The 24,508-nt window shown below is 71.3% G+C and carries 18 protein-coding genes; 16 read left to right on the top strand and 2 right to left on the bottom strand.

Annotation, left to right across the window (positions count from 1 at the left end):
* Positions 1-17 precede the first annotated feature (17 nt).
* The 14 genes from ACQP2T_RS39165 (at position 18) to ACQP2T_RS39100 (ending at position 18,483) form a co-directional block, all read left to right on the top strand.
* Positions 18-1,550 carry a UDP-N-acetylmuramoyl-L-alanyl-D-glutamate--2,6-diaminopimelate ligase gene (locus tag ACQP2T_RS39165; protein WP_433509910.1) on the top strand — a complete coding sequence of 511 codons (1,533 nt, stop codon included), beginning with the start codon at positions 18-20 and terminating at the stop codon, positions 1,548-1,550.
* Positions 1,547-3,061 (top strand): UDP-N-acetylmuramoyl-tripeptide--D-alanyl-D-alanine ligase, encoded by a 1,515-nt coding sequence (locus ACQP2T_RS39160; RefSeq protein ID WP_433509909.1) that lies wholly within the window; start codon positions 1,547-1,549, stop codon positions 3,059-3,061. The genes ACQP2T_RS39165 and ACQP2T_RS39160 overlap by 4 nt, the downstream gene beginning before the upstream one ends.
* Entirely contained in the window at positions 3,058-4,113 is a 1,056-nt protein-coding gene (gene mraY / locus ACQP2T_RS39155) for a phospho-N-acetylmuramoyl-pentapeptide-transferase (RefSeq protein WP_357945394.1), read from the top strand. Before ACQP2T_RS39160 ends, mraY begins: the two co-directional genes overlap by 4 nt.
* Positions 4,113-5,477, top strand: a complete 1,365-nt coding sequence (gene murD, locus ACQP2T_RS39150; protein ID WP_433509908.1) for a UDP-N-acetylmuramoyl-L-alanine--D-glutamate ligase — start codon at positions 4,113-4,115, stop codon at positions 5,475-5,477. Before mraY ends, murD begins: the two co-directional genes overlap by 1 nt.
* Positions 5,474-6,769, top strand: a complete 1,296-nt coding sequence (gene ftsW, locus ACQP2T_RS39145; RefSeq protein ID WP_433509907.1) for a putative lipid II flippase FtsW — start codon at positions 5,474-5,476, stop codon at positions 6,767-6,769. Before murD ends, ftsW begins: the two co-directional genes overlap by 4 nt.
* A 12-nt stretch (positions 6,770-6,781) precedes the next feature.
* Entirely contained in the window at positions 6,782-7,858 is a 1,077-nt protein-coding gene (murG, locus tag ACQP2T_RS39140) for an undecaprenyldiphospho-muramoylpentapeptide beta-N-acetylglucosaminyltransferase (RefSeq protein ID WP_433509906.1), read from the top strand.
* Entirely contained in the window at positions 7,855-9,270 is a 1,416-nt protein-coding gene (gene murC, locus ACQP2T_RS39135; protein ID WP_433509905.1) for a UDP-N-acetylmuramate--L-alanine ligase, read from the top strand. The genes murG and murC overlap by 4 nt, the downstream gene beginning before the upstream one ends.
* A gap of 366 nt (positions 9,271-9,636) precedes the next feature.
* The gene (locus ACQP2T_RS39130) at positions 9,637-10,299 is read left to right on the top strand and encodes a cell division protein FtsQ/DivIB (protein ID WP_433509904.1); all 663 of its coding nucleotides are present in this window, start codon (positions 9,637-9,639) and stop codon (positions 10,297-10,299) included.
* A gap of 672 nt (positions 10,300-10,971) precedes the next feature.
* Positions 10,972-12,429, top strand: a complete 1,458-nt coding sequence (gene ftsZ / locus ACQP2T_RS39125) for a cell division protein FtsZ (protein WP_433509903.1) — start codon at positions 10,972-10,974, stop codon at positions 12,427-12,429.
* Between the two features lie 826 nt (positions 12,430-13,255).
* The gene (locus ACQP2T_RS39120) at positions 13,256-13,960 is read left to right on the top strand and encodes a YggS family pyridoxal phosphate-dependent enzyme (RefSeq protein WP_433519891.1); all 705 of its coding nucleotides are present in this window, start codon (positions 13,256-13,258) and stop codon (positions 13,958-13,960) included.
* Between the two features lie 140 nt (positions 13,961-14,100).
* The gene (locus ACQP2T_RS39115) at positions 14,101-14,601 is read left to right on the top strand and encodes a cell division protein SepF (RefSeq protein ID WP_225291780.1); all 501 of its coding nucleotides are present in this window, start codon (positions 14,101-14,103) and stop codon (positions 14,599-14,601) included.
* A gap of 80 nt (positions 14,602-14,681) precedes the next feature.
* Positions 14,682-14,975: a YggT family protein gene (locus ACQP2T_RS39110; RefSeq protein WP_358438949.1), complete on the top strand. Its 294-nt coding sequence runs from the start codon at positions 14,682-14,684 to the stop codon at positions 14,973-14,975.
* A gap of 106 nt (positions 14,976-15,081) precedes the next feature.
* A complete protein-coding gene (locus tag ACQP2T_RS39105; RefSeq protein ID WP_357945415.1) occupies positions 15,082-15,954 on the top strand; it encodes a DivIVA domain-containing protein in 873 nt (290 codons plus the stop codon).
* Between the two features lie 42 nt (positions 15,955-15,996).
* Complete coding sequence (locus ACQP2T_RS39100; RefSeq protein ID WP_433509902.1) at positions 15,997-18,483, top strand: hypothetical protein; 2,487 nt, start codon at positions 15,997-15,999, stop codon at positions 18,481-18,483.
* Positions 18,484-18,825: 342 nt separating this feature from the next.
* Here the strand turns inward: ACQP2T_RS39100 and ACQP2T_RS39095 are convergent, their stop codons facing one another.
* Complete coding sequence (locus ACQP2T_RS39095; RefSeq protein ID WP_433509901.1) at positions 18,826-19,416, bottom strand: TetR/AcrR family transcriptional regulator; 591 nt, start codon at positions 19,414-19,416, stop codon at positions 18,826-18,828.
* 110 nt (positions 19,417-19,526) lie between these two features.
* Here ACQP2T_RS39095 and ACQP2T_RS39090 point away from each other — a divergent pair, with 110 nt between their 5' ends.
* Positions 19,527-20,462 (top strand): SDR family NAD(P)-dependent oxidoreductase, encoded by a 936-nt coding sequence (locus ACQP2T_RS39090; protein WP_433509900.1) that lies wholly within the window; start codon positions 19,527-19,529, stop codon positions 20,460-20,462.
* Positions 20,463-20,513: 51 nt separating this feature from the next.
* Here ACQP2T_RS39090 and ileS read toward each other — a convergent pair whose 3' ends face one another.
* Positions 20,514-23,660, bottom strand: a complete 3,147-nt coding sequence (gene ileS / locus ACQP2T_RS39085; RefSeq protein ID WP_433509899.1) for an isoleucine--tRNA ligase — start codon at positions 23,658-23,660, stop codon at positions 20,514-20,516.
* Between the two features lie 440 nt (positions 23,661-24,100).
* Between ileS and ACQP2T_RS39080 the strand changes: the two genes are divergently transcribed.
* Entirely contained in the window at positions 24,101-24,490 is a 390-nt protein-coding gene (locus ACQP2T_RS39080) for a TraR/DksA family transcriptional regulator (protein WP_357945428.1), read from the top strand.
* Positions 24,491-24,508: the final 18 nt, after the last annotated feature.

Genomic DNA, 24,508 nt, shown 5'->3' with positions numbered 1-24,508 from the left:
TGCGTCCCCCGTCGTCTATGCGTCCAACGACCAGTCCGCCCCGCCCGCTGACCGGGCTGGCGACCATGCTCGACGCCGATTCCGGCACGTCGCGGTCGCCGTACGCCCCGCTCACCGGTGTCACGATCGACTCCCGCCACGTGCGGCGCGGAGATCTTTACGTGGCCTTGCCGGGCAACCGGTCCCACGGCGCCGATTTCGCCGCCGAAGCCATGGCGCTCGGCGCCGTGGCCGTCCTCACCGATCCCGGCGGCCGCGCGGCCGCCGCCGCCACGGGCTTGCCCGTCCTCGTCGTGCCCGACGTCCGAGCCGTGCTCGGGCAGGTCGCCTCCTGGGTCTACGGCCGGCCGGCCGACGACATCCAGTTGCTCGGCGTCACCGGCACCAGCGGCAAGTCCACCACCTCGTTCCTGCTCGAAGCCGGCCTGCGGGCTGCGGGCCACACCACCGGGTTGGTGGGCGGCGTCGAGATCCGCGCCGGCGACCTGCGCTTCGAGCCCAGGCTGACCACCCCCGAGGCCACCGAGCTGCACGGCCTGTTCGCGCTCATGCGCGAGGCGGGCGTCACCGCGGCGGCCATGGAGGTCTCCAGCCACGCCCTGGCGCTCGGCCGGGTCGACGGCCTCCACTACGACGTGGCCCTGTTCACCAACCTGTCGCAGGACCACCTCGACTTCCACAAGGACTTCGACGACTACTTCGCCGCCAAGACCCGGCTCTTCCAGCCCGAGCTGGCCCGCGTGGGCGTGACGAACATCGACGACCCCTATGGTCGCGAGCTGCTGTCGGTGGCGAAGGTGCCGATGACCACGTTCTCCGCGCTGGGCGCGCCCGAGGCCCTCTGGCGGGCGCTCGACGTCCGGCTGGGCGCCGACGGCAGCACGTTCCGCGTGACCGGTCCAGGCGGCGTCGAGGCCGACGCGCAGATCTCGCTGCCCGGCCCGTTCAACGTCGCCAACGCGCTCGGCGCGATCGTCACGCTCGTCGAGGCCGGGGTGCCGCTGCAGACCGCCGTCCACGGCGTCGGCACGCTCGTCGGCGTCCCCGGCCGCATGCAGCGCATCACGGAGGCGGGCGACGAGTTCCAGGCGATCGTCGACTACTCGCACAAACCCGCCGCGGTCGAGTCGGTGCTGCGCTCGCTGCGCGAGGTCACCGCGGGCCGGCTGGTCGTCGTGCTCGGCTGCGGCGGCGAGCGCGACGCGGGCAAGCGGCCCGTCATGGGCGAGTCCGCGGCGAGGTTGGCCGATGTGGCCATATTCACGAGCGACAATCCTCGTTCCGAGGATCCTCTGGACATTCTGGCCGCGATGATGGAAGGAGCGCTCCGCGTTCCGCAGCACGACCGCGCTCATGTGATCATTGAGCCCGACCGCGCGTCCGCGATCGACCTGGCGATCGGCCGGGCCGGGCGCGGCGACGTGATCGTCGTGGCAGGCAAGGGTCACGAGCAGGGCCAGTACGTTTCAGGCGAGGTGATCCCCTTCGACGATCGCGAAGTGGTCGCCGGAGCGATCGAAGCACGCAAGGAAAGCAGGAAGCACGCATGATCCCGTTGCCTCTGGCCAGGATCGCCGAGATAACCTCGGGCGCCCTGTCGGGCATGGCCGACCCTCGCGCCGTGGTGCGCGGTCCCGTCGTGATCGACTCACGGGGCGTAGAACCGGGATCCCTGTTCGTCGCCCTGAAGGGCGCGCGGGTCGACGGCCACGACTACGCCGCCCAGGCCATCCGGGCCGGCGCCGTCGCCGTGCTGGCCACCAGGCCGGTCGAGGCCCCCACGGTGATCGTCCCCGACGCCGCCGCCGCGCTGGCCGACCTGGCCACGGCCCACGCCGCCGCGCTGCCCCAGGCCACCGTGATCGGCGTGACCGGCTCGGCCGGGAAGACCTCCACCAAGGACCTCCTGGCCAGGCTGACCGGGCGGATCGGGCCGACCATCGCGCCCGTCGGCTCGTTCAACAACGAGCTCGGCCACCCGCTGACCGTGCTGCGGGCCGACGCCGACACCCGCTACCTGGTGCTGGAGCTCAGCGCCCGCAACATCGGCCACATCCAGGCCCTGGCCCGCATCGCGCCGCCGCAGATCGGCGTGGTGCTGAACGTCGGCACCGCCCACATCGGCGTGTTCGGCGGCAAGGAGGCCATCGCCAAGGCCAAGGGCGAGCTCGTCGAGGCGCTGCCGCGCACCGGCGTGGCCGTGCTCAACGCCGACGACCCGCTGGTCCTCGAGATGGCCTCGCGCACCGACGCCAGGGTCACGCTGTTCGGCCGATCCGAGGCCGCCGCGATCCGCGCCGAGGACGTCGTCGTCGACGAGCGCGGGCGCGCCTCGTTCACGCTGCGCACCCCCTCGGGCTCCGGGCAGGTCCGCCTCAAGCTGTACGGCGCGCACGCCGTGGAGAACGCCCTGGCCGCCGCCGCGGCCGGTTACGAGCTCGGCCTGCCCGTCGCCACCATCGCCGCGGAGCTGTCGGAGGCCACGCCGCGCAGCCGGTGGCGGATGGAGGTCACCGACCGCCCCGACGGGGTCACGATCGTCAACGACGCCTACAACGCCAACCCCGACTCGATGCGGGCCGCGTTCGAGGCGTTCGGCGTGCTCGGCAAGGGCCGCCGCCGCTTCGCCGTGATCGCCGCCCTGCGCGAGCTAGGCGAGGACAGCGCCGCGCTCAACGAGGAGCTGGGCCGCATGGCGGGCGGTTCCGGGCTGGCGGGTCTCATCGTCGCCGGCCCCGACGCCCAGCCGGTGCTTCAGGGCGCCTACGCCGCCGCTCAGGCGGCCGCCGCCGCAGGCCCGCCGATCCCGCTCGCGGGCGGCCCGCCGTTCCCACCGGGTGCGGGCGGCCCGCCGGTGCCGCCGGTCGTCGGGGGCGCGCCAGGCGCCGCAGGGCCCGCGCAGTCGCCCCAGACGCTCATCCTGCACGTGCCCGACGCCGCCGCCGCGGCCGCGGAGCTGGCCGGATGGCTGCGGCCGGGTGACGCGGTGCTGGTCAAGGGGCCCCGGGCGATGGGTCTGGAGCGGACGGCCGAGCAGTTGCTCGGGGGGGCCACGCAGTGACCGACATCATCATCGCGGGCGCGGTGGGGCTGATCCTCTCGATGCTCGGGACACCCCTGGCCATCAGGCTGTTCTCCCGGCGCGGCTACGGTCAAGAGATCCGCGAGGAGGGCCCGTCCGGGCACCACGGCAAGCGGGGCACGCCCACCATGGGCGGCACCGTGATCGTGCTGGCCTCGCTGCTCGCCTACGGCGCCTCCCGCCTGGCCACGCTGTCGGCGCCGACCGTCTCGGGGATGCTGGTGCTGTTCCTGATGACCGGGCTCGGCGCGGTCGGCTTCCTCGACGACTTCATCAAGATCTACAAGCAGCGCAGCCTCGGCCTGCGCAGCGGCGCCAAGGCGCTCGGCCAGCTCGTCATCGGCGCGGTCTTCGCGGTGCTGGTGACCCAGCAGGCCAACGTCTACGGCATCACCCCCGCCGAGCCCAGGCTGTCGTTCCTGCGCGACTTCGGGCCCTCGCTCGGCATCGTGGGCTTCACCATCTGGGTCCTCATCATGATCGTCGGGTTCTCCAACGCGGTGAACCTCACCGACGGCCTCGACGGCCTGGCCAGTGGCGCGACCGGGGTGGTGCTCGGGGCGTACGTGCTGATCGGCAACTGGCAGCTGCGCAACAACTGCATCGACCAGCTCGGCCCCAACTGCTACTGGGTGCGAGACCCGCTCGACCTGGCCGTGGTGGCCGCGGCCGTGCTGGGGGCGCTGATCGGGTTCCTGTGGTGGAACGCCCCGCCCGCGAAGATCTTCATGGGCGACACCGGCTCGCTGGCCCTGGGCGGCGTGCTGGCCGGTCTGGCCATCGCCACCCGCACCCAGCTGCTGCTCATCATCCTGGCCGGGCTGTGCGTGATCATCACGATGTCGGTGATCATCCAGGTCGGGTTCTTCAAGATGACCGGTAAACGGGTGTTCAGGATGGCGCCGCTGCAGCACCACTTCGAGCTCAAGGGCTGGGCCGAGACCACGATCGTGGTCCGCTTCTGGCTCATCGCCGGTCTCTGCGCGGCACTCGGGCTCGGGCTGTTCTACGTCGAATGGATGCCCAAGTAATGGCTCTCACCTGCGTGGCCGGGCTCGGCGTCTCGGGCACCGCCGTGGCGCGGGTGCTGGCCGCGCGGGGTGAGCCCGTCGTCGTGGTCGAGGGCGCCGAGGACGACCGCCGGCGCGCCGTGGCGGCCGAGCTCGCCGGGCTCGGCGTCGAGGTGCGCTTCGGCCCGATGGAGCTGCCGGCGGGCGTCACCCGGCTCGTCACCACCGGCTGGGCGCCGCACCACCCGCTGATCGCCGCGGCCCTTGCGGCGGGCGTGGAGGTGGTCGGGGAGGTGGAGCTGGCCTGGCGGCTGCGCCCCGCCCAGGCGGCCCCGTGGCTCGCGCTGACCGGCACCAACGGCAAGACCACCGTCGTCCGCATGCTCACCTCCATCCTGCTGGCCGCCGGGCGCAAGGCGCTGGCCGTGGGCAACGTGGGCCTGCCCGTGGTCGAGGCCGTGGGGGAGCCGTACGACGCCCTGGCCGTCGAGCTGTCGAGCTTCCAGCTGCACTGGTCGAGCACGCTCGCCCCGCACGCCGCCGCGATACTCAACGTGGCGCCCGATCACCTCGACTGGCACGGCTCGATGGAGGCGTACGCCGAGGCCAAGGGGCGCATCTTCGAGCGCGCGGGCACCGTGGTCTACAACGCCGACGACCCCGAGGCGTCGCGGCTGGCCGCCCCCTACCCGGACAAGGTCGGCTTCACGCTGCGCGTGCCCCGGCCCGGCCAGCTGGGCGTGGTGGAGGACCTGCTGGTGGACCGGGCGTTCGTGGCGAACCCCGCCGAGGCCGCCGAGGAGCTCGCGACCCTCGCCGACGTACGCCCCCTGGCGCCGCACAACGTGGCCAACGCGCTCGCCGCCGCCGCGCTGGCCCGCACGCTCGGCGTCGCCCCCGACGCCGTACGCCAGGGCCTGCGCGACTTCGTGCCCGACCCGCACCGCATGGCGCACGTCGAGCGGGTCGGCGAGGTCGACTACGTCGACGACTCCAAGGCCACCAACCCGCACGCCGCCGCCGCGGCGCTGTCGTCCTACCCGTCGATCGTGTGGATCGCGGGCGGCCAGCTCAAAGGCGCCGACGTGGACGACCTGGTACGCCAGGCTGCGCCCAGGCTGCGCGGCGCGGTGCTGCTCGGCGTGGACCGCGCCCGGATCGCCGAAGCTCTGGCGCGACACGCGCCGAATGTCCCCGTCGTGGACATCTCCGCCCAAGACACTGGTGCGATGGATCGTGTCGTCACCGAAGCCGCCAGGCTCGCCTCCCCCGGAGACACCGTGTTGCTGTCGCCGGCCGGCGCGTCGCTGGACATGTTCGCCAACTACCCGGCCCGAGGGGAGGCCTTCGCGCGAGCCGTACGCGGCCTGGAGGCGGCCACGTGAGCACGACCACCTCTCCACAGGCTCCTGAGCGGTCACGGCAGAGCGCGGTCGAAGGGCCGACCGGCTGGATCCGCGATCAGCTCGCCGTGCTCAAGGAGCTGCTGGAGAAGCCGCTGGCGACCTACTACCTCATCATCGGCTGCTGCGGGCTGCTGCTCGCGCTCGGGCTGATGATGGTGCTGTCGGCCTCCAGCATCGAGGCGATGCAGAAGACCGACAACCCGTTCACCTGGTTCATCAAGCAGTCGCTGTCGGCCGGTCTGGGCGTGACGCTCATGTGGGTCTGCTCCCGGCTGCCGCACAAGTTCTTCCGCTGGGCTGGCTATCCGCTGATGGCGCTGTCGTTCATCGGCCTGGTCATGGTGCTGTTCATCGGCTCGTCCCAGCTGGGCGCGCAGCGGTGGATCGACGTGGGCTCGTACAGCATCCAGCCGTCGGAGCCCGCCAAGCTGGCTCTGGCGCTCTGGGGGGCCGACCTGCTGGCCCGCAGGGCGCGGCAGGGCCGCATCGAGTGGCGGCAGCTGCTCATCCCGCTCATGCCGGGCACCGCGCTCCTGGCCGTCATGGTCATGTTCGGCCGGGACCTGGGCACCACGCTGGTGCTGTTCATGGTCTTCCTGTCGCTGCTGTGGGTGGTGGGCGCGCCCTTGAAGCTGTTCGGCGGCATCCTTTCGCTCGCCGTGCTGGCCACGCTGATCATGATCAAGGTGGAGCCGTACCGCATGGCGCGCATCGGCGCCTTCCTCAACCCGTGGGCCGACGCCCAGGGCGACGGCTACCAGGCCGTACAAGGGCAGATCGCGATGGGCTCCGGCAGCTGGTTCGGGCTCGGCCTGGGCAGCAGCCGGGCCAAGTGGAGCTGGCTGCCCCACGGCGAGAGCGACTTCATCTTCGCCATCCTGGGCGAGGAGCTCGGGCTGATGGGGACCCTGACCGTGGTGGTGCTCTTCGGGCTGCTCGGCTACGCGGGCCTGCGGGTCGCCGCCCGGGTCAAGGACTCCTTCGTACGGCTGGCCGCCGCCGCCATCGTGGCCTGGATCGTCGGCCAGGCCATCATCAACATGGGCGCGGTGCTCGGCGTGGTGCCCATCACCGGCATCCCGCTGCCCCTGGTCTCCTACGGGGGCTCGGCGCTCCTGCCGACCCTCGCCGCCCTGGGGATGCTGTTGTCGTTCGCGAAACGTGAGCCGGGCGCGCGCGAGGCTCTGGCCGCTCGTGGCCCCGGACCGGCCGTACGGGCCCTAAGCTGGCTTGGCCTGGGGGGAACGACCAAAGGCCGAGTGAGACGTTAGGGAGTGACCTAGATGAGGGTGGTCCTCGCCGGTGGCGGGACGGCCGGGCACATCGAGCCGGCTCTCGCCCTTGCGGACGCGCTGCGCCATTATGACCAGCGCATCGGCATAACCTGTGTGGGCACCGAACGCGGCCTCGAAACCCGCCTGGTCCCGGCCAGGGGATACGAGCTGGAGCTGGTGCCGGCGGTGCCGCTGCCGAGGGCGATCACGCCACGGCTGCTGACCGTGCCAGGACGGCTGGCCGGGGCGGTCAACGCGGTGGCGGCGATACTCGACCGAGTCCAGGCCGACGTCCTGGTGGGCTTCGGCGGCTACGTGGCCACCCCGGCCTACCTGGCGGCCAAGCGGCGCGGCCTGCCGATCGTGGTGCACGAGGCCAACCCGCGGCCCGGCCTGGCCAACCGGCTGGGCGCCCGGCTCACCGACCACGTCTTCACCGGCTTCCCCGACCACGTGCTGGGCAAGGCCGAATACATCGGCACCCCGCTGCGCCGGGAGATCGTCTCGCTTGACCGGCTGTCGATGGGCGACAAGGCCCGCTCCTGGTTCGGGCTGCAGACCGACCGGCCCACGCTGCTGGTGTTCGGCGGCTCCCAGGGGGCCAGGTCGCTCAACGAGGCCGCGCTGGCCGCCGCGCCGGTCCTGCGCTCGGCGGGCGTGCAGGTGCTGCACGTACTCGGCCCCAAGAACACCGTCGAGCACGAGCCACCGCCCGGCGACCCCCAATACGTCCTGCTGCCCTACCTCGACCGCATGGATCTCGCGTACGCCGCCGCCGACTTCGCGTTGTGCCGCAGCGGCGCGCTGACCTGCGCCGAGCTCACCGCGGTCGGGCTGCCCGCCGCCTACGTGCCGCTGCCGCACGGCAACGGCGAGCAGCGGATCAACGCCGAGCGCATCGCGGCGGGCGGCGGCGGGTTCGTGGTCGGCGACGCCGACCTGTCATCTGATTGGATCATCCACAACGTCCTTCCCGTGCTCCACAGTCCCGAGCGGGTCGTGGCCCTGTCGGAGGCCGCCTCCAGACTGGGACGGAAGGACGCCGATATCATTCTGGCCAGGAAAGTGTTGGAGATAGCCCGATGAGTCTCGTCAAGCTGGTCGATCCCGTCGCCGCAGAAGAGCTGGGGCGGGTGCACTTCATCGGCATCGGCGGCGCGGGGATGTCCGGGATCGCGCGCATCCTGCTCAAGCGCGGGGTGCGGGTGTCCGGCAGCGACGCGCGCAGCACCGATCAGGTCAACGAGCTGCGCGAGCTCGGCGCGATCGTGCACATCGGCCACGCCGCCTCCCACATCAGGGACGTCGACACCGTCGTGGTGTCCACCGCGATCCGCGACTCCAACCCCGAGCTGGGCGAGGCGCTCAAGCAGGGACTGCGGGTCATCCCGCGGGCCGCCGCGCTCGCCTCCGTGATGGCCGGGCGCAACGGCGTCGCCGTCGCGGGCACCCACGGCAAGACCACCACCGCCTCGATGATGACCGTCGCGCTGCAGAAGTGCGGGGCCGACCCGTCCTACTGCGTGGGCGGCCAGCTCGTCACCACCGGGCTGGGGGCCGACGAGGGGTCGGGGGAGGTGTTCGTCGCCGAGGCCGACGAGAGCGACGGGTCCTTCCTCATGCTGGCGCCCGACATCGCCGTGGTGACGAACGTCGAGGCCGACCATCTCGACAACTACGGCGATCCGCGGGCCGTGCACGACAGCTTCGCCCGCTTCGCCGACCGCGTCGGGTCGCTGCTGATCGCCTGCGCCGACGACCCCGGGGCGGCGGAGCTGGCCGAGGTGGCGCGGGCGCGCGGCATCAAGGTCATCACGTACGGCGAGACGGGCGACTACCGCGTACGCGACGTCAGGCCCGACGGGTTCGGCACCACGTTCACCATCGAGGGCCCGGGCATCGATGGCATGGGCGAGGTCCGGTTGGCCGTCCCCGGGGCGCACAACGCGCTCAACGCCACCGCCGTGGTCGCCGTGGCCGTGGCGCTGGGGCTGCCGTTCGAGGAGATCAGAGACGGGCTGGCGACCTTCACCGGGGCCAAGCGGCGCTTCGAGGCCAAGGGCGAGGCGGGCGGGGTCGCGGTGTTCGACAGCTACGCCCACCATCCGACCGAGCTGGCCGCAGACCTGAGGGCCGCGCGTGACGTGGTGGCCTCCTACTCGGGCGACGGGCGGGTCATCGCGATCTTCCAGCCGCACCTCTACTCGCGCACCAGGTTCTTCGCCGAGGAGTTCGGGACGGCGTTGGGGCTGGCCGACGAGGCGATCGTGCTCGACGTCTACGGCGCTCGCGAGGACCCCGAGCCCGGCGTCTCGGGGGCCATGGTGGCGGGGCGCGTGCGGCTGCCCGCCGAGCAGGTGGTCTACGCCCCGGACCGGGCCTCGGTGCCGGCCCTGGTGGCGGCTCGGGCCCGTGGCGGCGACATCGTGCTGACGATGGGCGCGGGCGACGTGACGGAGCTCGGACCGCAGATCCTTGAGCAGCTCTCCGCTGGCTGATTCGGCGGCCGGCCACGTCTGGTGTGGCTCCGCGCGGGACGGCTCCGCGGTCGGCTATGTGTGGCGTGGCTTTTTGCGGGTCTCCGAGCTCCGCTGCGCCTGGTGCGACTCCGCGCGGGACCACGCCGTGGTCCGCTGCGCGTGGCGTGGCTCTTCGCGGTATGACCGCGCGGTCCCTCACGCCCGGCGGCCACAGGCGGCCGGGCGGCGGGGGTTCTGGCGGCGGGTCTCTGGCGTGGCGCCGTGGGCGGTGGCCGGACGCGGCGTAGGTTCGGTGGCGCGTGGCGTGGCGGCGACTCTCGCGCGGCGTGGGTTCGGTGGCGCACGGTGTGCCGGTTGCGCAAGGTGGGCGACCCTGGGAGGGCGATGAAGGCGCGCAACGCTTTTCTGGTACTGCTGACCGCCGGAGTGGTGGGCTGCGCCGTCTGGCTGATCTTCTTCTCGCCCGTGCTCGGCGTACGATCGATCGACATCGTGGGAAATGTCACAGTGCCCGCTGAGCGCATCGAGCAACAGGCCGGGGTGCCCGAGTTGCACCCGCTGGCCACCGTCGATCTGGCCGGCGTCGAGGCCCGGGTGATGCAGATCAGGCAGCTCGCCTCGGCCAAGGTCGACCGGGTCTGGCCGGGCACGCTGAAGATCGAGGTGGTCGAGCGCGAGCCGATCGCCGCGATCACGGCCGGGGGCAAGGCGGCGCTGATCGACAAGGGGGGCGTCGTCATCGAGATCCAGGACAGGCTCCCGCCCGGCCTGCCGACACTCAAGGTGGACCGCCCGGCCGCCGGCGACCCCACGACCATGGCCGCGCTACGGGTGATCCAGTCGCTGCCCGACGATCTCGCGGCCAAGGTCCGGGGGGTCCGGGCCTCCTCGCCCGAGGGCGTGTCGCTGGAGCTCTCCGACGGCCGCAGCGTCGTCTGGGGCGGGGCCGACCGGGGCGCGGACAAGGCTCGCATCCTGAAGACCCTCCTGCGCCGCAAGGCCAGCGTCTACGACGTGAGCTCGCCCGACGTGGTGACGCTCAAGTGAGCCGGATCCCATCGATGTGGTGACGCTTCAGCGCCGCACCCCACCGACGTGGTGATGCTCGTGTGCCGGGATCCCACTGACGTGGTGATGCTCGTGTGCCGGATCCCACTGACGTGGTGACGCTCAAGCGTGGGAGCCGGACCCCACCGAGGTGGTGGCGGCCAAGTACCGGAGCTGGACCTCACCGACGTGGTGGCGGTCAAGCGTCGGAGCTGGGCCCCACCCATGTGGTGGCGGTCAAGCGCCTGGATTCCACCGTGCCGCCAACGGAGCCGTCGTACGGCGTGATCCGGGGGTGGGGTTGGCGCGTCCTATGGGATAAGCGTCGCATAAAGGGCGGCGCACCTGTCAGAGCGCGCCGATCATGCCGCCCGCCGATGGCCGAGTCTGTCCGGGATGGGGCTTCCGGCGTGAGAGCCTGTAACACGGCGCGTGGCAGAGGAGGGTTCCGACCTGGCGGGACGACGGAGCGAAACGGACAGCCCGCGACACGCCGGACGTGCTTGCGGCGCGGTTAGTTGACCCGCCCGGAGCGTAACTCCTACTGTCCGTATCAATCCTCAGGTTGACATAAATCTGAATCTCAACTTGAGGTTGAGAGTTAACGAAGCAGAGAACGCGGAGACGATCCGCACCGAAATGGCAAGTCAACGAGCGGAAAGGCCCCTCGTCGTGGCAGCACCGCAGAACTACCTCGCGGTCATCAAGGTCGTCGGCATTGGCGGCGGCGGAGTGAACGCCGTCAACCGAATGATCGAGGAGGGACTCAAGGGCGTCGAGTTCATCGCGATAAACACCGACGCCCAGGCGCTGCTGATGAGTGACGCCGACGTCAAACTCGACGTGGGCCGCGAGCTCACCCGCGGGCTGGGAGCCGGCGCCAACCCCGATGTGGGGCGCAAGGCGGCCGAAGACCATCGTGAGGAGATCGAGGAGGTCCTCAAGGGGGCCGACATGGTCTTCGTGACCGCGGGCGAGGGAGGCGGCACCGGCACCGGCGGCGCGCCCGTCGTGGCGAACATCGCCCGATCGCTCGGCGCGCTCACGATCGGTGTCGTGACCCGGCCGTTCAGCTTCGAGGGCCGTCGCAGGGCCTCGCAGGCCGAGGCCGGCATCGAGACCCTGCGCGACGAGGTCGACACGCTGATCGTGATCCCCAACGACCGGCTGCTGTCGATCTCCGACCGGCAGGTGAGCGTGCTCGACGCGTTCAAGGCGGCCGACCAGGTGCTGCTGTCGGGTGTGCAGGGCATCACCGACCTGATCACCACGCCCGGCCTGATCAACCTCGACTTCGCCGACGTCAAGTCGGTCATGTCGGGCGCCGGTTCGGCGCTGATGGGCATCGGCCACGCGCGCGGTGACGACCGCTCGGTCGCCGCGGCCGAGATGGCGGTCTCCAGCCCGCTGCTGGAGGCCAGCATCGACGGCGCCCACGGCGTGCTGCTGTCGATCGCCGGTGGCTCCGATCTCGGCCTGTTCGAGATCAACGAGGCCGCCCAGCTCGTGTCGATGGCGGCCGCGCTCGACGCCAACATCATCTTCGGTACGGTCATCGACGACGCGCTCGGCGACGAGGTCCGCGTCACCGTGATCGCCGCCGGGTTCGACGACGTGCCGCCGCCGGCTGAGAAGCCGCTCCCGCGCCCGCAGAGCCGTCCCGCCGCCGCGTCCACGGCTCCGCCCGTGTCCTCGCCGGTACGCCCCAGCGTCTCGGCGCCCAGCGTGAAGGCCGAGCCTGGGCCGCAGCGTTTCGACCAGCGCCCCGAGCCCCGGCCCGAGCTGCGTCCCGAGCCGCGCTCCGACTTCAGGCCCGAGCCTCGCCCTGAGCCCCTGCCCGAGCCGCGCGCCGACCTCCGTCCCGAGCCACCGCGCCCGGACCAGCGGTCCGACTTCCGCTCCGACCATCGGCCCGAGCCGGTGCGTCCGGTGGAGAGCGCGCCCGAGTCGGCGGCCCACGAGCCGATCGCCGACGAGCCCTCCGGCCCCGTCTCGATCCCGCGGCCCACGCCCGAGCCCGCCAATCCGCCCACGCCCATCACCTCCCGCATGTCGGAGCCCGCCAAACGCCGTCCGGTGGTTTTCGAGGAGCAGGAGGAGGAACTCGACGTCCCCGACTTCCTCAAGTAGCCCGACTCTCCGCCGCTCCTTCCTCACCCGGCCTCGACGGCCCTTCACCGGGGGAATGGAGCGGCGCAGCCGCGTTCGGGGCCGGTTCGTCCAGCCGGGTGATCTGGCTCACCTGGCCGGGGTGATCTCACTCACGTAACTGAGGTGATCTCACTCACGTACCCGGGGTGATCTCACTCACGTAACCGGGATGGCCGAGCCCACGAGGCGGGGGTGGCCGGACTCACGCGGCCGGGGGTGGCTGGACCCACATAGAGGGGGTGGCTGACTCGCGTGGCGGGGGTGGCTGACTCGCGTGGCTGGGGTGGTCGGACTCACGCGGCCGGTGTGGTCGGAACCTCCCGTAGCCGGGGTGGCCGGACTCGCATGAAGCCGGGGTGGTCGGGCTCAGGTGGCCGTGGTGGTCGGGAGTCGTGTAGAGCTGGGGTGACCGGACTCACGTGCCTCGTCACGGCGGCCGGCCCCGTGCGGGATCAGCGGCCGTCTTCCTGGAGGCCCCCGGCCCCGTGCGGCGGGTGGGGCCCACCAGGCTTGCCGTACCAGAAAAACAGTGCCGCACCACATGGGAGGCGCGCCCTGCGGCAGAGAGATACCCGAGCGGAGCGAAGAGGTGGACGTGAGCGTGAGTACGGACGAGACCGGCCGGACGCGGCAAGACGCTGGTGACGGGACGCGGCGTGACGCGACGGACCGAGCGCGCCGTGACGAGGCCGACCGGACACGGCGTGACGAGAGCGACCGAGCGCGGCGTGACGAGGCCGACCGGACACGGCGTGACGAGAGCGACCGAGCGCGGCGTGACGGGGGCGACCCGGCGCGGCGAGATGTGACCGATCGGGCGCGGCGTGACGAGATCGCGGCGGGGCTGGCGGAGGTGGAGGGGCGGATCTCGGAGGCGTGCCGGGCAGCCGGGCGCGATCGGAGCGAGGTGACCCTGATCGCCGTGACCAAGACCTATCCCGCCTCCGACGTCCGCCTGCTGTGCGAGCTCGGCGTCCGCGAGGTCGGCGAGAACCGCGACCAGGAGGCCGCCCCCAAGGCGGGCGAATGCCGGGATCTCCCCCTGACCTGGCACTTCGTCGGCCAGTTGCAGACCAACAAGGTCCGTTCGGTGGTCTCCTACGCCGATGTGATCCACTCCGTCGACCGGCCCAGGCTGGTCGAGGTGATCAGCCGGGAGGCCGGGAAGCAGGGGCGCCAGGTCGGCTGCCTCGTGCAGGTGGCGCTCGACGACGACCCGGCCAGGGGCGGCGCCAGGCCCGCCGACGTGCCGGAGATCGCCGACCTGATCGCCGCGGCCGCGCACCTCTGGCTGGGCGGGGTGATGGCCGTGGCGCCGCTGGGGGAGGACCCGGGCAAGGCGTTCGCCCGCCTGCGAGAGTTGGCCGCCGCCGTACGCGAGCGCCACCCCCGTGCCACGATGCTGTCGGCGGGCATGAGCGATGACCTCGGCGCGGCCGTCGCGCACGGCGCGACACACGTTCGGGTCGGTACGGCGTTGCTCGGTCGTCGCAAGCCCTTCGTCAGGTAATGTCCCGTCAAGTGGGTCTTACAGGCTCACACCACCAGTAGAGGTCGATCAGCGGTGAGCTCCAAGGGGGTACGGCTGCCGCCTCGGACCCGGCGACAGGCCCGAGCGAGTGCGACCATGAGCAGGAGGACGACGTAGCGATGGCCGGCGCGATGCGCAAGATGGCGGTCTACCTCGGTCTCGTGGAGGACGACCGCTACGAGAGGTATGAGACCTACCCGGACGAGTACGCCTACGAGGACGAGCCCCCGCGGACCGGCGAGGAGCGGGCCGTAGCGGTCCAGGAACGCGACGACGAGGCAGACTCCGGGGTCCCCGCGCCGAGGCCATCCACGACCGTCCTGGAGCGCCGTACGACCGATCTGGCGCGCATCACCACCCTCCATCCCCGGACCTACAACGAGGCCCGGACGATCGGCGAGCACTTCCGCGACGGCACCCCCGTCATCATGAACCTGACCGAGATGGTTGACAGCGACGCAAAACGCCTGGTCGATTTCGCGGCAGGTCTGGTCTTTGGCCTACATGGCAGCATTGAACGTGTTACCAACAAGGTGTTCCTGTTGTCCCCAGCCAATGTCGAGGTGACCGCCGAGGACAAGGCTCGAATCGCGGAACGCGGGTTCTTCAACCAGAGTTAGAGTCTCTGTATGTCTATCGCACCCAACCAGGCCTCACCGAGGCCCGGCGGGCACATCAGAAGTGGAGGCGCGGCCAGACCGTGGGGATCGTAAGCCAGATCTTGGTCGTAGTCCTGTCTCTGTACTTGGTGCTGCTCATCGGCAGGATGATCTTTGAGACGGTCCAGGCGTTCGCCCGTCAGTGGCGCCCTTCGGGCGTCGTGCTCGTGCTTGCCGAGGCCACCTACACCGCAACCGACCCACCTCTCAAGTTCCTCCGCCGTTTCATTCCCCCGCTCCGGTTGGGTACGGTGGCCTTTGACCTAAGCTTCACAGTCCTCTTCATCATCGTTCTGCTCCTGATCCAGTTCGCCGGATTGCTGGGCACGCGGTGACGGAGGCCGTGGGCCCCCGGTCGTGATCCAACTCGTGTCCGCGCTGAAGTGATTCGGGTTAACCGTCCCTCCGGACAGACTCCAAGCGCGCCAAGGAGACCAAAAGATGCCGCTGACGCCCGCTGATGTGCGGAACAAGCAGTTCAGTACCACTCGGCTACGGCCGGGCTACGACGAGGAAGAGGTCGACGCCTTCCTCGACGAAGTCGAGGCTGAGCTCGACCGCCTGATCCAAGAGAACGAGGAGCTCCGCGCCAAGCTGGCCGAGTGCCTGCGCGGTAAGGTGCCCGGGGGCATGAGCATGCCCATGGCCTCCGCTCCGGTGCAGGAGCAGCCGAAGCCCGAGATGATGATGCCGCCGCAGCCGGAGCCGATGAAGGTTCCCGAGCCGCAGCAGCAGCCTCAGCCGGTCCCCGTCATGAACATGCCTCCGGCCGAGGACAACATGGACACCGCGGCCCGCGTGCTCGCGCTGGCCCAGCAGACCGCCGACCAGGCGATCTCCGACGCCCGCCGCGAGGCGGACGAGACGGTCACCCGCGCCCGCCGCGAGGCCGACGAGATCCTCACCAAGGCTCGCCGCCAGGCCGAGCAGGTCATCGGCGACGCCCGTGCCCGCGCCGAGACGCTCGAGCGCGACGCGCAGGAGCGTCACCGTCAGGCCATGGGTTCCCTCGTCCAGACCCGTGACGAGCTGGAGCGCAAGGTCGAGGAGCTGCGCAGCTTCGAACGCGAATACCGCAGCCGCCTCAAGCTCTACCTGGAGAACCAGCTCGCCGAGCTGAACGTCTCCGCGGAAGGCAGCGGTGGCTTCCCGGTTATGACCGGTGGCGGTCCCTCGGCGGCGGCTCCGGCCATGTCGCACGCGGTGCCTCAGGGTGGTCAGCAGCCTCTCCCCGGTGGTCCCAACCCGTTCGGCGGTGACTCCCCGCAGGGCGCTTTCCCCGGCGGTGACGGTCCGCACAACGACCGCCGGTAAAGTAGCGGGTCATCAAGGACCCGTCACTCGAAAGAGCCCTTTGTGATCCTAATCAGTGCTGGTTTGGTGCTCGCGGCGGTTGTCTTGCTGATCGCGGGCTTCGTTCTGGCAAAGCCGTTCCTGATCATGTGGTCCATCGTGGTCAGCGTGCTGTCCGCGCTCTTCCTGGTGATCGGGGCGCTGCTGCGGCGTCACGAGCTGTTTCCCGGTGGTGGGCGGGCCGCTGCGCCGGCCACCCCGCCGGTGGGGCACGCGCCGGCCGGCCTGCCGCATGGCCAGACCCAGCCGGGTCCCCTGGGGGCCCCGATGGGAGCGCCGCCGTCGCCGCGTCCACAGACGCTCCAGCAGACGGCCACCGCGCCGACGCAACGCCGTCCCGCGGTGCGCGGGATCTCCCCGGACGCGCTCGTCCTGGTGATCCCCGGACGCAAGCGCTATCACGTTCCGGGTTGCCGCCAGCTGATCGGACGGGATCAAGAGGAGCTCACGTACGAGGAGGCGCGCGAGGAGGGCTTCACGCCCTGTACGTCGTGCCTGCCGGATGCAGCGCTCGGCGGACGGCAGCTGCCGCCTGCCGCCGGCCCCGAGCCCGCTGCCGCCTCCAAGCCCGGCGGTGTTGAGCCCGCCGTCACCCCCTTGGCCGGCGCTTCCGGCCCCAGCTCCGCTACCGGCGCCGCGTCCGCTTCCGGCCCCGTTACCGGCTCCGTGTCCCCCCTGGGCCCCGCGCCGGTCGGCGGTCCCAAGCCCGGATCCACGCCTTCATCGGCCCCCAAGTCTGGTTCCGGCCCTTCCTCGGCTCCCAAGCGTGGCTCCGAGCCTTCGCAGACTCCCAAGGTCCCCGCGGACCTCCGGGCCGAGGCGCCTGGCGCCACGCGCGACCTGCGCCCCCCGATGTCCGGCGGCCCGGCGAAGCCGAAGCCCGACTCGAAGGCCGCCACCCCCGCCCCGGACCCCGCCGATGCCCCGGCCGAGCCGACCGGCTGGTTCGCCCGCCCCGCGGAGCCCGCCCCGTCGTCCAGCGCCACGACCAAGCCGGCCGCTTCAGGGCCCGGCAAGGACCGCACGGAACCCCCGTCGTCCGACCCTTCCGCCGGCCCGAGGCTGGCCCCGTACATCACCACGATGCCGTCGTCCGGTCAGCCATCGTCGGGCCGACCGTCGTCCGGTCAGCCGTCGTCCGGGCAGACCAGGAGCGGGCAGCCGTCGTCGGGCAAGCCTGGGAGCGGCCAGCCGGCGCCCGGCAAGCCTGGATCCGGTCAGTCGTCGTCCGGCACGTCCGGAAGCGGCCGTACCGAGACCGGCAAGCCCGGGAGCCGCCAGCCTGGAGCGACCGACAAGCCGGAGACGCCCGGAAAGCCGGAGACGCCCGGAAAGCCGGGAGCGGGTCGGCCCGGAGAGCGCCCCTCGTCCGTCGCGGCAGAGGCCGGCGGTCAGAGCCGTGGCGGACCGGACCGAGGCGCGCCCGAGCGCGGCGGACCCGCCCAAGGGGCCACCGAGCGCGGTGGCCAGCCCCGGGGGACCGCCGAGCGTGGTGGTCAGGCCCAACGGGGCTCCGAGCGTGGCGGTCAAGGCTCTGGCGGTCAGGAGCGTGGCGGTCAGGGCCGTGATGCTCAGGCCCGTGATTCTCAGGGCCGAGGTGCCGCGCCGGACCTCGACGACTCTGGGCCCGCGACGGCGCCTCAGCGTGCCGTACAGGCGGGAGATCCCGCGCCGCAGCGCCCCGGACCCGGCAAGGCCGGCTGGAGCCCGTCGTCTGACCGGCCTGAGCGCCCGGCCGTGGCGCCCGAGCGTCCCGCCTCGTCGGCCGAGTCCGCGGCCAAGCCCAAGGGGCCCCTGCCAACGGGGCCGGCCGCGTCCGGTAAGCCGGGGCGCCCCGGATCCGGAGGAGAGACGTCCGGCTCCGAGGGAGAGCGGTCCGGGTCCAAGGGAGAGCGGTCCGAGTCGGTGGGCGGGACCGTGGTCATGCCGGTGCAGTCCGGAGCCGCTTCCGGAGCGCCGTCTAAGGGAGAGGGCGCCGGATCCGCGAGTGGGTCGCGCCCGGCCGGTGGGAGACCCGCTGCCGGTACGACGCCTGCGGAGAGCAGACCTGCGGAGAGCGCCAAGGCAGCCGAAAGCGCCAAGGCGGCGGGCAAAGCGCCCGAGCCCGCATCCGGGCCCACGCCGCCCAGGCCGGACAGCGGCGCGTCCGGCAGGCCGGACAGCGCAGCATCCGCCAGGCCAGGCAGTGCCTCGTCCACTAAGTCGGACAGCGCCGCGTCTGCCAAGGGGTCCTCTGGCGGGGGAGACGCCGACCCCGCAGGAGAAGCGACCGCCAAGGGCGGCAAGCCCGACAGTGAAGGCGCGGGGAAGAGCGGGCGGTCGGCCACGGTGAAGGTCATCGTCGGCACCCGCCGCTACCACAGCACCGCCTGCCCCCTCATCCGGGGCGCGGGTGAAACGGGTGTGGAGACCATGACGATCTCGCAGGCCGAGTCGGCCGGCCTCACGAGCTGCTCGGTCTGTCAGAACGATCGCGAGTCCGTCAGTTAGGTGAGCTCGGGCGTAAACCTCGACGTTGGTTCAGCGGCCAACGCGGAGGTTGCCCGGGTGCTGGGCCATTGCGGTTTGTCGGGCCGCCGATCGTGGAGGCTGGGACCGGCGGGAATGTAGATCGCAGACCGGGCTGGCCAGCGAGATCGTCGGCGGGGCGGGCCGGCCACCGAAGCCCTTCGCCTGGGAAATCACCTCGGCCGCCCTTGAGCACCGCACGGCCCATGCCGAGCGGTGGAGCGAACGGCCGGGTCCAGCGGCAGAGCGAGCGGGCCGGGTGAGGCCCGGTCGCGGGGCACCGTCTGGCGGGGTGCGGTCAGAGGCGCGGTTCGGTGGGTCTGGTCAGGTGTCCGTGGGTGATTCGGGCCAGCCGGATTCGAGGAGGTCGAAGATGGCGTTCATCGCGGCCAGAGGGTCTGCTTCCGTGCCCGCGAGCTCCGGGATCTCCAGCACGTAGCGAGCGAGAGCGCGGACCGTCATGTCGGCGGGGTCGCGGCCGCTCTCCGTGGCGATCGCCTCGGCCAGGGCGCCCTCGCTCGCTATCCAGAGCTTGCGTGAGTATTCCCGCAAGGCGGGCGTGCTCACGATCAGGTCGCGTTTGCGCCGAAGGTCGGGCGGGAGGTCTTCGGTGAAGGGTCCCCGGCCGGCCAGGCAGCGGCGCAGGGCTTCCAGCACCGACTGGCCGGAGGGGCGGTCGTGGATCGCGGCGACCAGCCACACGTGTCGTTCGGCACCGTCGTCGAAGATCAGCGCTTCCTTGCCGTCCGGCACGTGCGCGAACAGGGTGGCGATGGAGACGTCCGCCTCATCGGCGATCTGCGCGACGGTGACGCCGTCGTAGCCATGCTCGGAGAACAGCCGCAACGCCGCGTCCGACAGTGCCCGGCGGGTCTGTGCCTTCTTGCGCTCGCGGCGCCCCATCGTCGTCGCCATGCCTCCCACTGTATCCCAAAACTAGAATGAATCTGAAACTATAGTGATTATAGTTTCCTGGTCGGTACGCGCCCGCTGACCCGACGACCTCCCCATGTAAGGAGCCGGACATGACAGACCCCTGGGACGTGCGCCGCCTGCCGCGCGCCGACGGTAAGAACTTCCTGGTCACCGGCGGCAACGCGGGCATCGGATACTTCGTCGCGGAACAACTCGCCGGCACCGGTGCCACCGTCATCCTCGGCAGCCGGGACACCGCCAAGGCCGAAGCGGCCCAGGCCTCGATCCGCGCCCGCGTCCCCGGCGCGCGGGTCCGTCACATCCGGCTGGACCTGGCCGATCTCTCCTCGGTCAAAGCCTCCGTGGACGCGCTGGAGCTGGAGAGGCTCGACGCGGTCGTCTGCAACGCCGGGGTGCTGCTCGACCAGCCGCCGCGGCGCGAGACCAAGGGCGGCAACGAGGTGATGTTCGCCACCAATCACCTGGGGCACTTCGCGCTGACCTGGTGGCTGGCACCCCTGCTGACGGCAACGTCCGCGAGCCGGGTGGTCACCACCGGCAGCTTCACGGCCAAGTCTGAGAGCTTGGATCTCGACGATCTCCAGAGCACGCGCGATTACCGGCCGAAACGAACGTACGCGCGATCGAAGCTCGCGCAGATGCTCTTCGGGCTCGAACTCGACCGTCGCCTGCGCGCCGCCGGCAGTACGACGCTGAGCGTGCTCACCCACCCCGGCGGCGCGCTCGACTCCCTCACCCCATCACGCCCGCCGGTCCACCTGCGGACCACCGGCGAACGGCTGCGTGGTCTGCCTGCCGGCCTCCTCCTCCAGGGCAAGGAGGCCGCCGCCTGGCCCGCCGTCCGGGCCGTCCTCGACCCGTCCGTGCGCGGCGGCCAGCTGTGGGGGCCTCGCGTGTTCGGGATCCGCGGCTTGCCTGCTCTCGAACCCCTGCGAGGCCACCTGGCCGACGCCGATCTCGCGGCCCGCGTGTGGACCGCCAGCGCCGACCTGACCGGCCTCGATCCGAGCTTTGGCCTCGGGTGAGCCCGATGGTCGATCAGCCCGAAAGGGGCCGACCGACCATCGAAGGGGCCGTCAGGCGCGGCGCAGCTGGAACGTCAGCCCCAGGTCCGTCTCCGAGTGCGACGGCAGCCCGTCCTCGGTCCCCTCCGTGACGGTCGTGGCGAGTACTTCCTCCGCCACCGCCTGCCACCCCGACCGCAGCGCCTGCGCCAGGTCCGGGTCGGCGGCCGACCACCACAGGGAGATCCGGTCCGTGATGCTCAGGCCCGTCGACTTGCGGGCCTCCTGGACCAGGCGGATGACCTCGCGCAGCAGACCGGCCCGGCGCAGCTCGTCCGTCAGCTCCAGGTCGAGCGCCACCGTCTCGCCGGTGCCCGTGTCGACGGCGCCGGTCTCGACGGCCCAGCCCGAGCGCGGCTGCTCGGTGACGATCACGTCGTCCGGGCCGAGCGACACCGCGCCGAGCTCAGGTACGTCCACTGTGACAGAGGCGCCGGAGCGGAGGGTGGGCGCTAGGGAGGCGGCCTCCGCCGCGCCGACGGCCGCCGCCACCAGCTTGGTCTGCGAGCCGAACCGCTTGCCGAGGGCCCGGAAGTTGGGCTTGACGGTGTAGGACACGAGATCGGCGCTGAAGCCGGACATGTCCTCGAGAGCCTGGACGTTCAGCTCGTCAGCGATCAGATCCCGCAGTTCGGACGGGAGCGAGGGCCAGCCGTGCGCCCCGACCAGGGCCCGGCCGAGCGGCTGCCGGGTCTTGACGCCGGACGAGGCACGGGCTGAGCGGCCCAGCTCGACCAGCCGTCGTACCAGCGCCATCCGCTCCGACAGCGTGGGGTCGAGCAGGTCCTGGCGTACGGCGGGCCAGGAGGTCAGGTGTACGGAGGAGGGCGCGCCCTCGCCGCGCAGCACGTCCCACAGGTAGTCGGTGACGAACGGCGCGATGGGCGCCATCAGCCGCGTGACCGTCTCCAGGCACTCGTACAGGGTCGCGAACGCGTCCGCCGACCCCTGCCAGAAGCGGCGGCGCGAGCGGCGTACGTACCAGTTGGACAGGTCGTCCAGGAACTCGGCCAGCCGGCGCCCGGCCCGCTGGGTGTCGTACTCGTCCAGCGCGCCCGTGACCTCGGCCACCGTGCGGTGCAGCTCGGCCAGCGCCCAGCGGTCGAGCAGCGGCCGCTCGGCCGCCGGGGTCGCCTGCGCCAGCCGCTCGGGTGTCCACGACTCGGCGTTGGCGTAGAGGGTGAAGAACGACGCCGTGTTCCAGTACGTCAGCAGGACCTTGCGGACGATCTCCTCAAGGGCGTTGTGACCCACGCGGCGGGCCGCCCACGGCGAGCCTGAGCAGGCCATGAACCAGCGCAGCGCGTCGGCGCCGTGCTCGTCCATCAGCGGCATGGGCTCCAGGATGTTGCCCAGGTGCTTGCTCATCTTGCGGCCGTCCTCGGCCAGGATGAGCCCGAGGCAGAGCACGTTCTCGTAGGAGGACTGGCCGAACACCAGCGTGCCCACGGCCATCAGCGAGTAGAACCAGCCACGCGTCTGGTCGGTGGCCTCGCAGATGAACTGCGCCGGGTAGAGGCCCTCCGGCTTGCCTCGCTCGCCCCACTGGGCGAACGGCATGGACCCGGAGTCGTACCAGGCGTCGATGACGTCGGGCACGCGGCGGGCCTCGGCCGAGCACGTCGGGCAGGGGAAGGTGACGTCGTCGACGTACGGGCGGTGCGGGTCGAGCGCGGACACGTCGCGGCCGGCCAGCGTGCCCAGCTCGTCCATCGATCCGACGCACGTCACGTGGGACTCGTCGGCGGAGCAGACCCACAGCGGCAGCGGCGTCCCCCAGTAGCGCGAGCGCGACAGCGACCAGTCGACGTTGTTGCGCAGCCACTCGCCGAACCGGCCCCACTTGATGGTGTCGGGGTACCAGTTGGTCTTGGCGTTCTCGGCCAGCATCTGGTCCTTGACCGAGGTGGTCCGGATGTACCAGGAGGGGAGCGCGTAGTAGAGCAGCGCCGTGTGGCAGCGCCAGCAGTGCGGGTAGCTGTGCTCGAAGTGGGTGCCGCGGAACAGCAGGCCGCGGGCCCGCAGGTCCTCGGTGAGGCCTTCGTCGGCGTCCTTGAAGAACTGGCCGCCGACCATCGGCACGTCGTCGAGGAAGCGGCCGTCGGGGCCGATCGGGTTGACGACCGGCATGTCGTAGCGCTTGGTCACCGCCAGGTCGTCGGCGCCGAACGCCGGAGCCTGGTGGACCAGCCCGGTGCCGTCCTCGACCGTCACGTAGTCGCCGAGCACCACGTAGTGGGCGCCGGGGATGTCGACCAGCTCGAACGGCCGCGTGTAGGAGGTGTGCTCCAGGTCGCGGCCGGTGAAGCGGGCGACCTCGGTGGCGCCCTCGCCGAGCACCGACAGCAGCGGCTCGGCCACGACCAGCACCTCGCCGTCCGCCGTGCGGGCCGCGACGTAGGTGACCTCGGGGTGTACGGCCACGGCGGTGTTGGAGACCAGCGTCCACGGCGTCGTCGTCCACACCAGCAGGGACGCGCCGAGCTCGCTCAGCGGGCCGGAGGTGACGGGCATGCGCACGTAGACCGACGGGCTGGAGACGGTCTCGTAGCCGCCGGGCTGGCCCAGCTCATGGTCGGACAGGCCGGTGCCGCAGCGCGGGCAGTAGGGGGTGATGCGGAAGTCGCGGAACAGCAGGCCCTTGTCGAAGATGACCTTGAGCGACCACCAGACCGACTCGATATAGGACGGGTCCATGGTCCGGTAGGCGGTGGACAGGTCGATCCAATAACCCATCCGCTCGGTCATCTGCTCGAAGGCGTCGACGTGGCGCAGCACCGACTCGCGGCATTTGGCGTTGAATTCCGCGATGCCGTACGCCTCGATGTCCTTCTTGCCGCTCAGGCCGAGCTCACGCTCGATGCCGACCTCGACCGGCAGGCCGTGGCAGTCCCAGCCCGCCTTGCGCGGCACGCTGAAGCCCCGCATCGACTTGTAGCGGGGGAACAGGTCCTTGAACACCCGGGCCTCGACGTGGTGGACGCCGGGCAGGCCGTTGGCGGTGGGCGGGCCCTCGTAGAAGGTCCAGGAGGGGTTGCCGTCGTTCTGCTCGACGGAGCGCTCGAAGATCTTCCCGTCCCGCCAGCGGTCGAGGACCTCGCGCTCGAGCGCGGGCAGGTCGACCTGCGCGGGAAGAGGGCGGAAAGAAGGGGAAGACATCTCGGGCGGGCCTCCACGCGATCACTGATTGGCAGGTGAGCGTGAAGGGACGAAGCCGTGCGGCCCCGCGGTACCACCCTTCTTGGCCTCAGGTGAGGCCCTCTTCGTTCGGGCTGCGGCCGGGTCTAGTGAGCTCGCGAGAGCCGTTCTTCCGGCGGCTCCGGGGTGATGTCCGTCACAGACGGGCCCCATCAACGCCTTGCAGCTTCACACCATAACGCAGAGTGGACCGCAAAGCTTCCGCGTTTCCGGTCGGCAGGTAGTGAACTCGTAAACCCCGACAAAGTTGTGGGAATGGGCGCCTCTGTGGAGGAGTTGAACGAGCGGGGCGGGATATTACGGGAGAGGTAAATCGTCCGGCGGGTCGTTTGCTGTTCTGTTATGGGGGACCTAAGCTGCCCGCACCATTTACGGCCTTGTTCCAGCATGGGGAGGTAGCCATGGCGCCAGTCACGCAGACCGCTACACCGTCGATGTGGTCTGAGGAGGAGCTCGCCGACGTCCGCGGCCGGCTGCAGAGCGAGATCGACGAGCTCAACACCGACATTCTTCGCCATGAGTCCGAGATCGCCTCGGGTGACGTCACCCAGGGGGCCGGCGACGACCAGGCCGACGCGGGTGCCAAGACGTATGAGCGCGAACGCGAGATCGCCCTTACCCTGAATGCGCGCGACCTCGTCGCGCAGAACGAACGTGCGATCGCCCGGATCGACGCAGGGACCTATGGAGTGTGCGAATCGTGCCACAAGCCGATCGGCAAGGAACGTCTGCAGGCGTTCCCGAGGGCGACGCTGTGCGTGGCCTGCAAGCAGAAGGAGGAGCGCCGGTAGGGGGGCGACGCGGCCGCC

Origin of the sequence: Nonomuraea sp. CA-143628 (assembly GCF_050942315.1) — a bacterium.
Taxonomy (GTDB): domain Bacteria; phylum Actinomycetota; class Actinomycetes; order Streptosporangiales; family Streptosporangiaceae; genus Nonomuraea.
The sequence above is the reverse complement of the archived record's forward strand: the minus strand, read 5'-3'. Positions and strand labels throughout refer to the sequence as shown.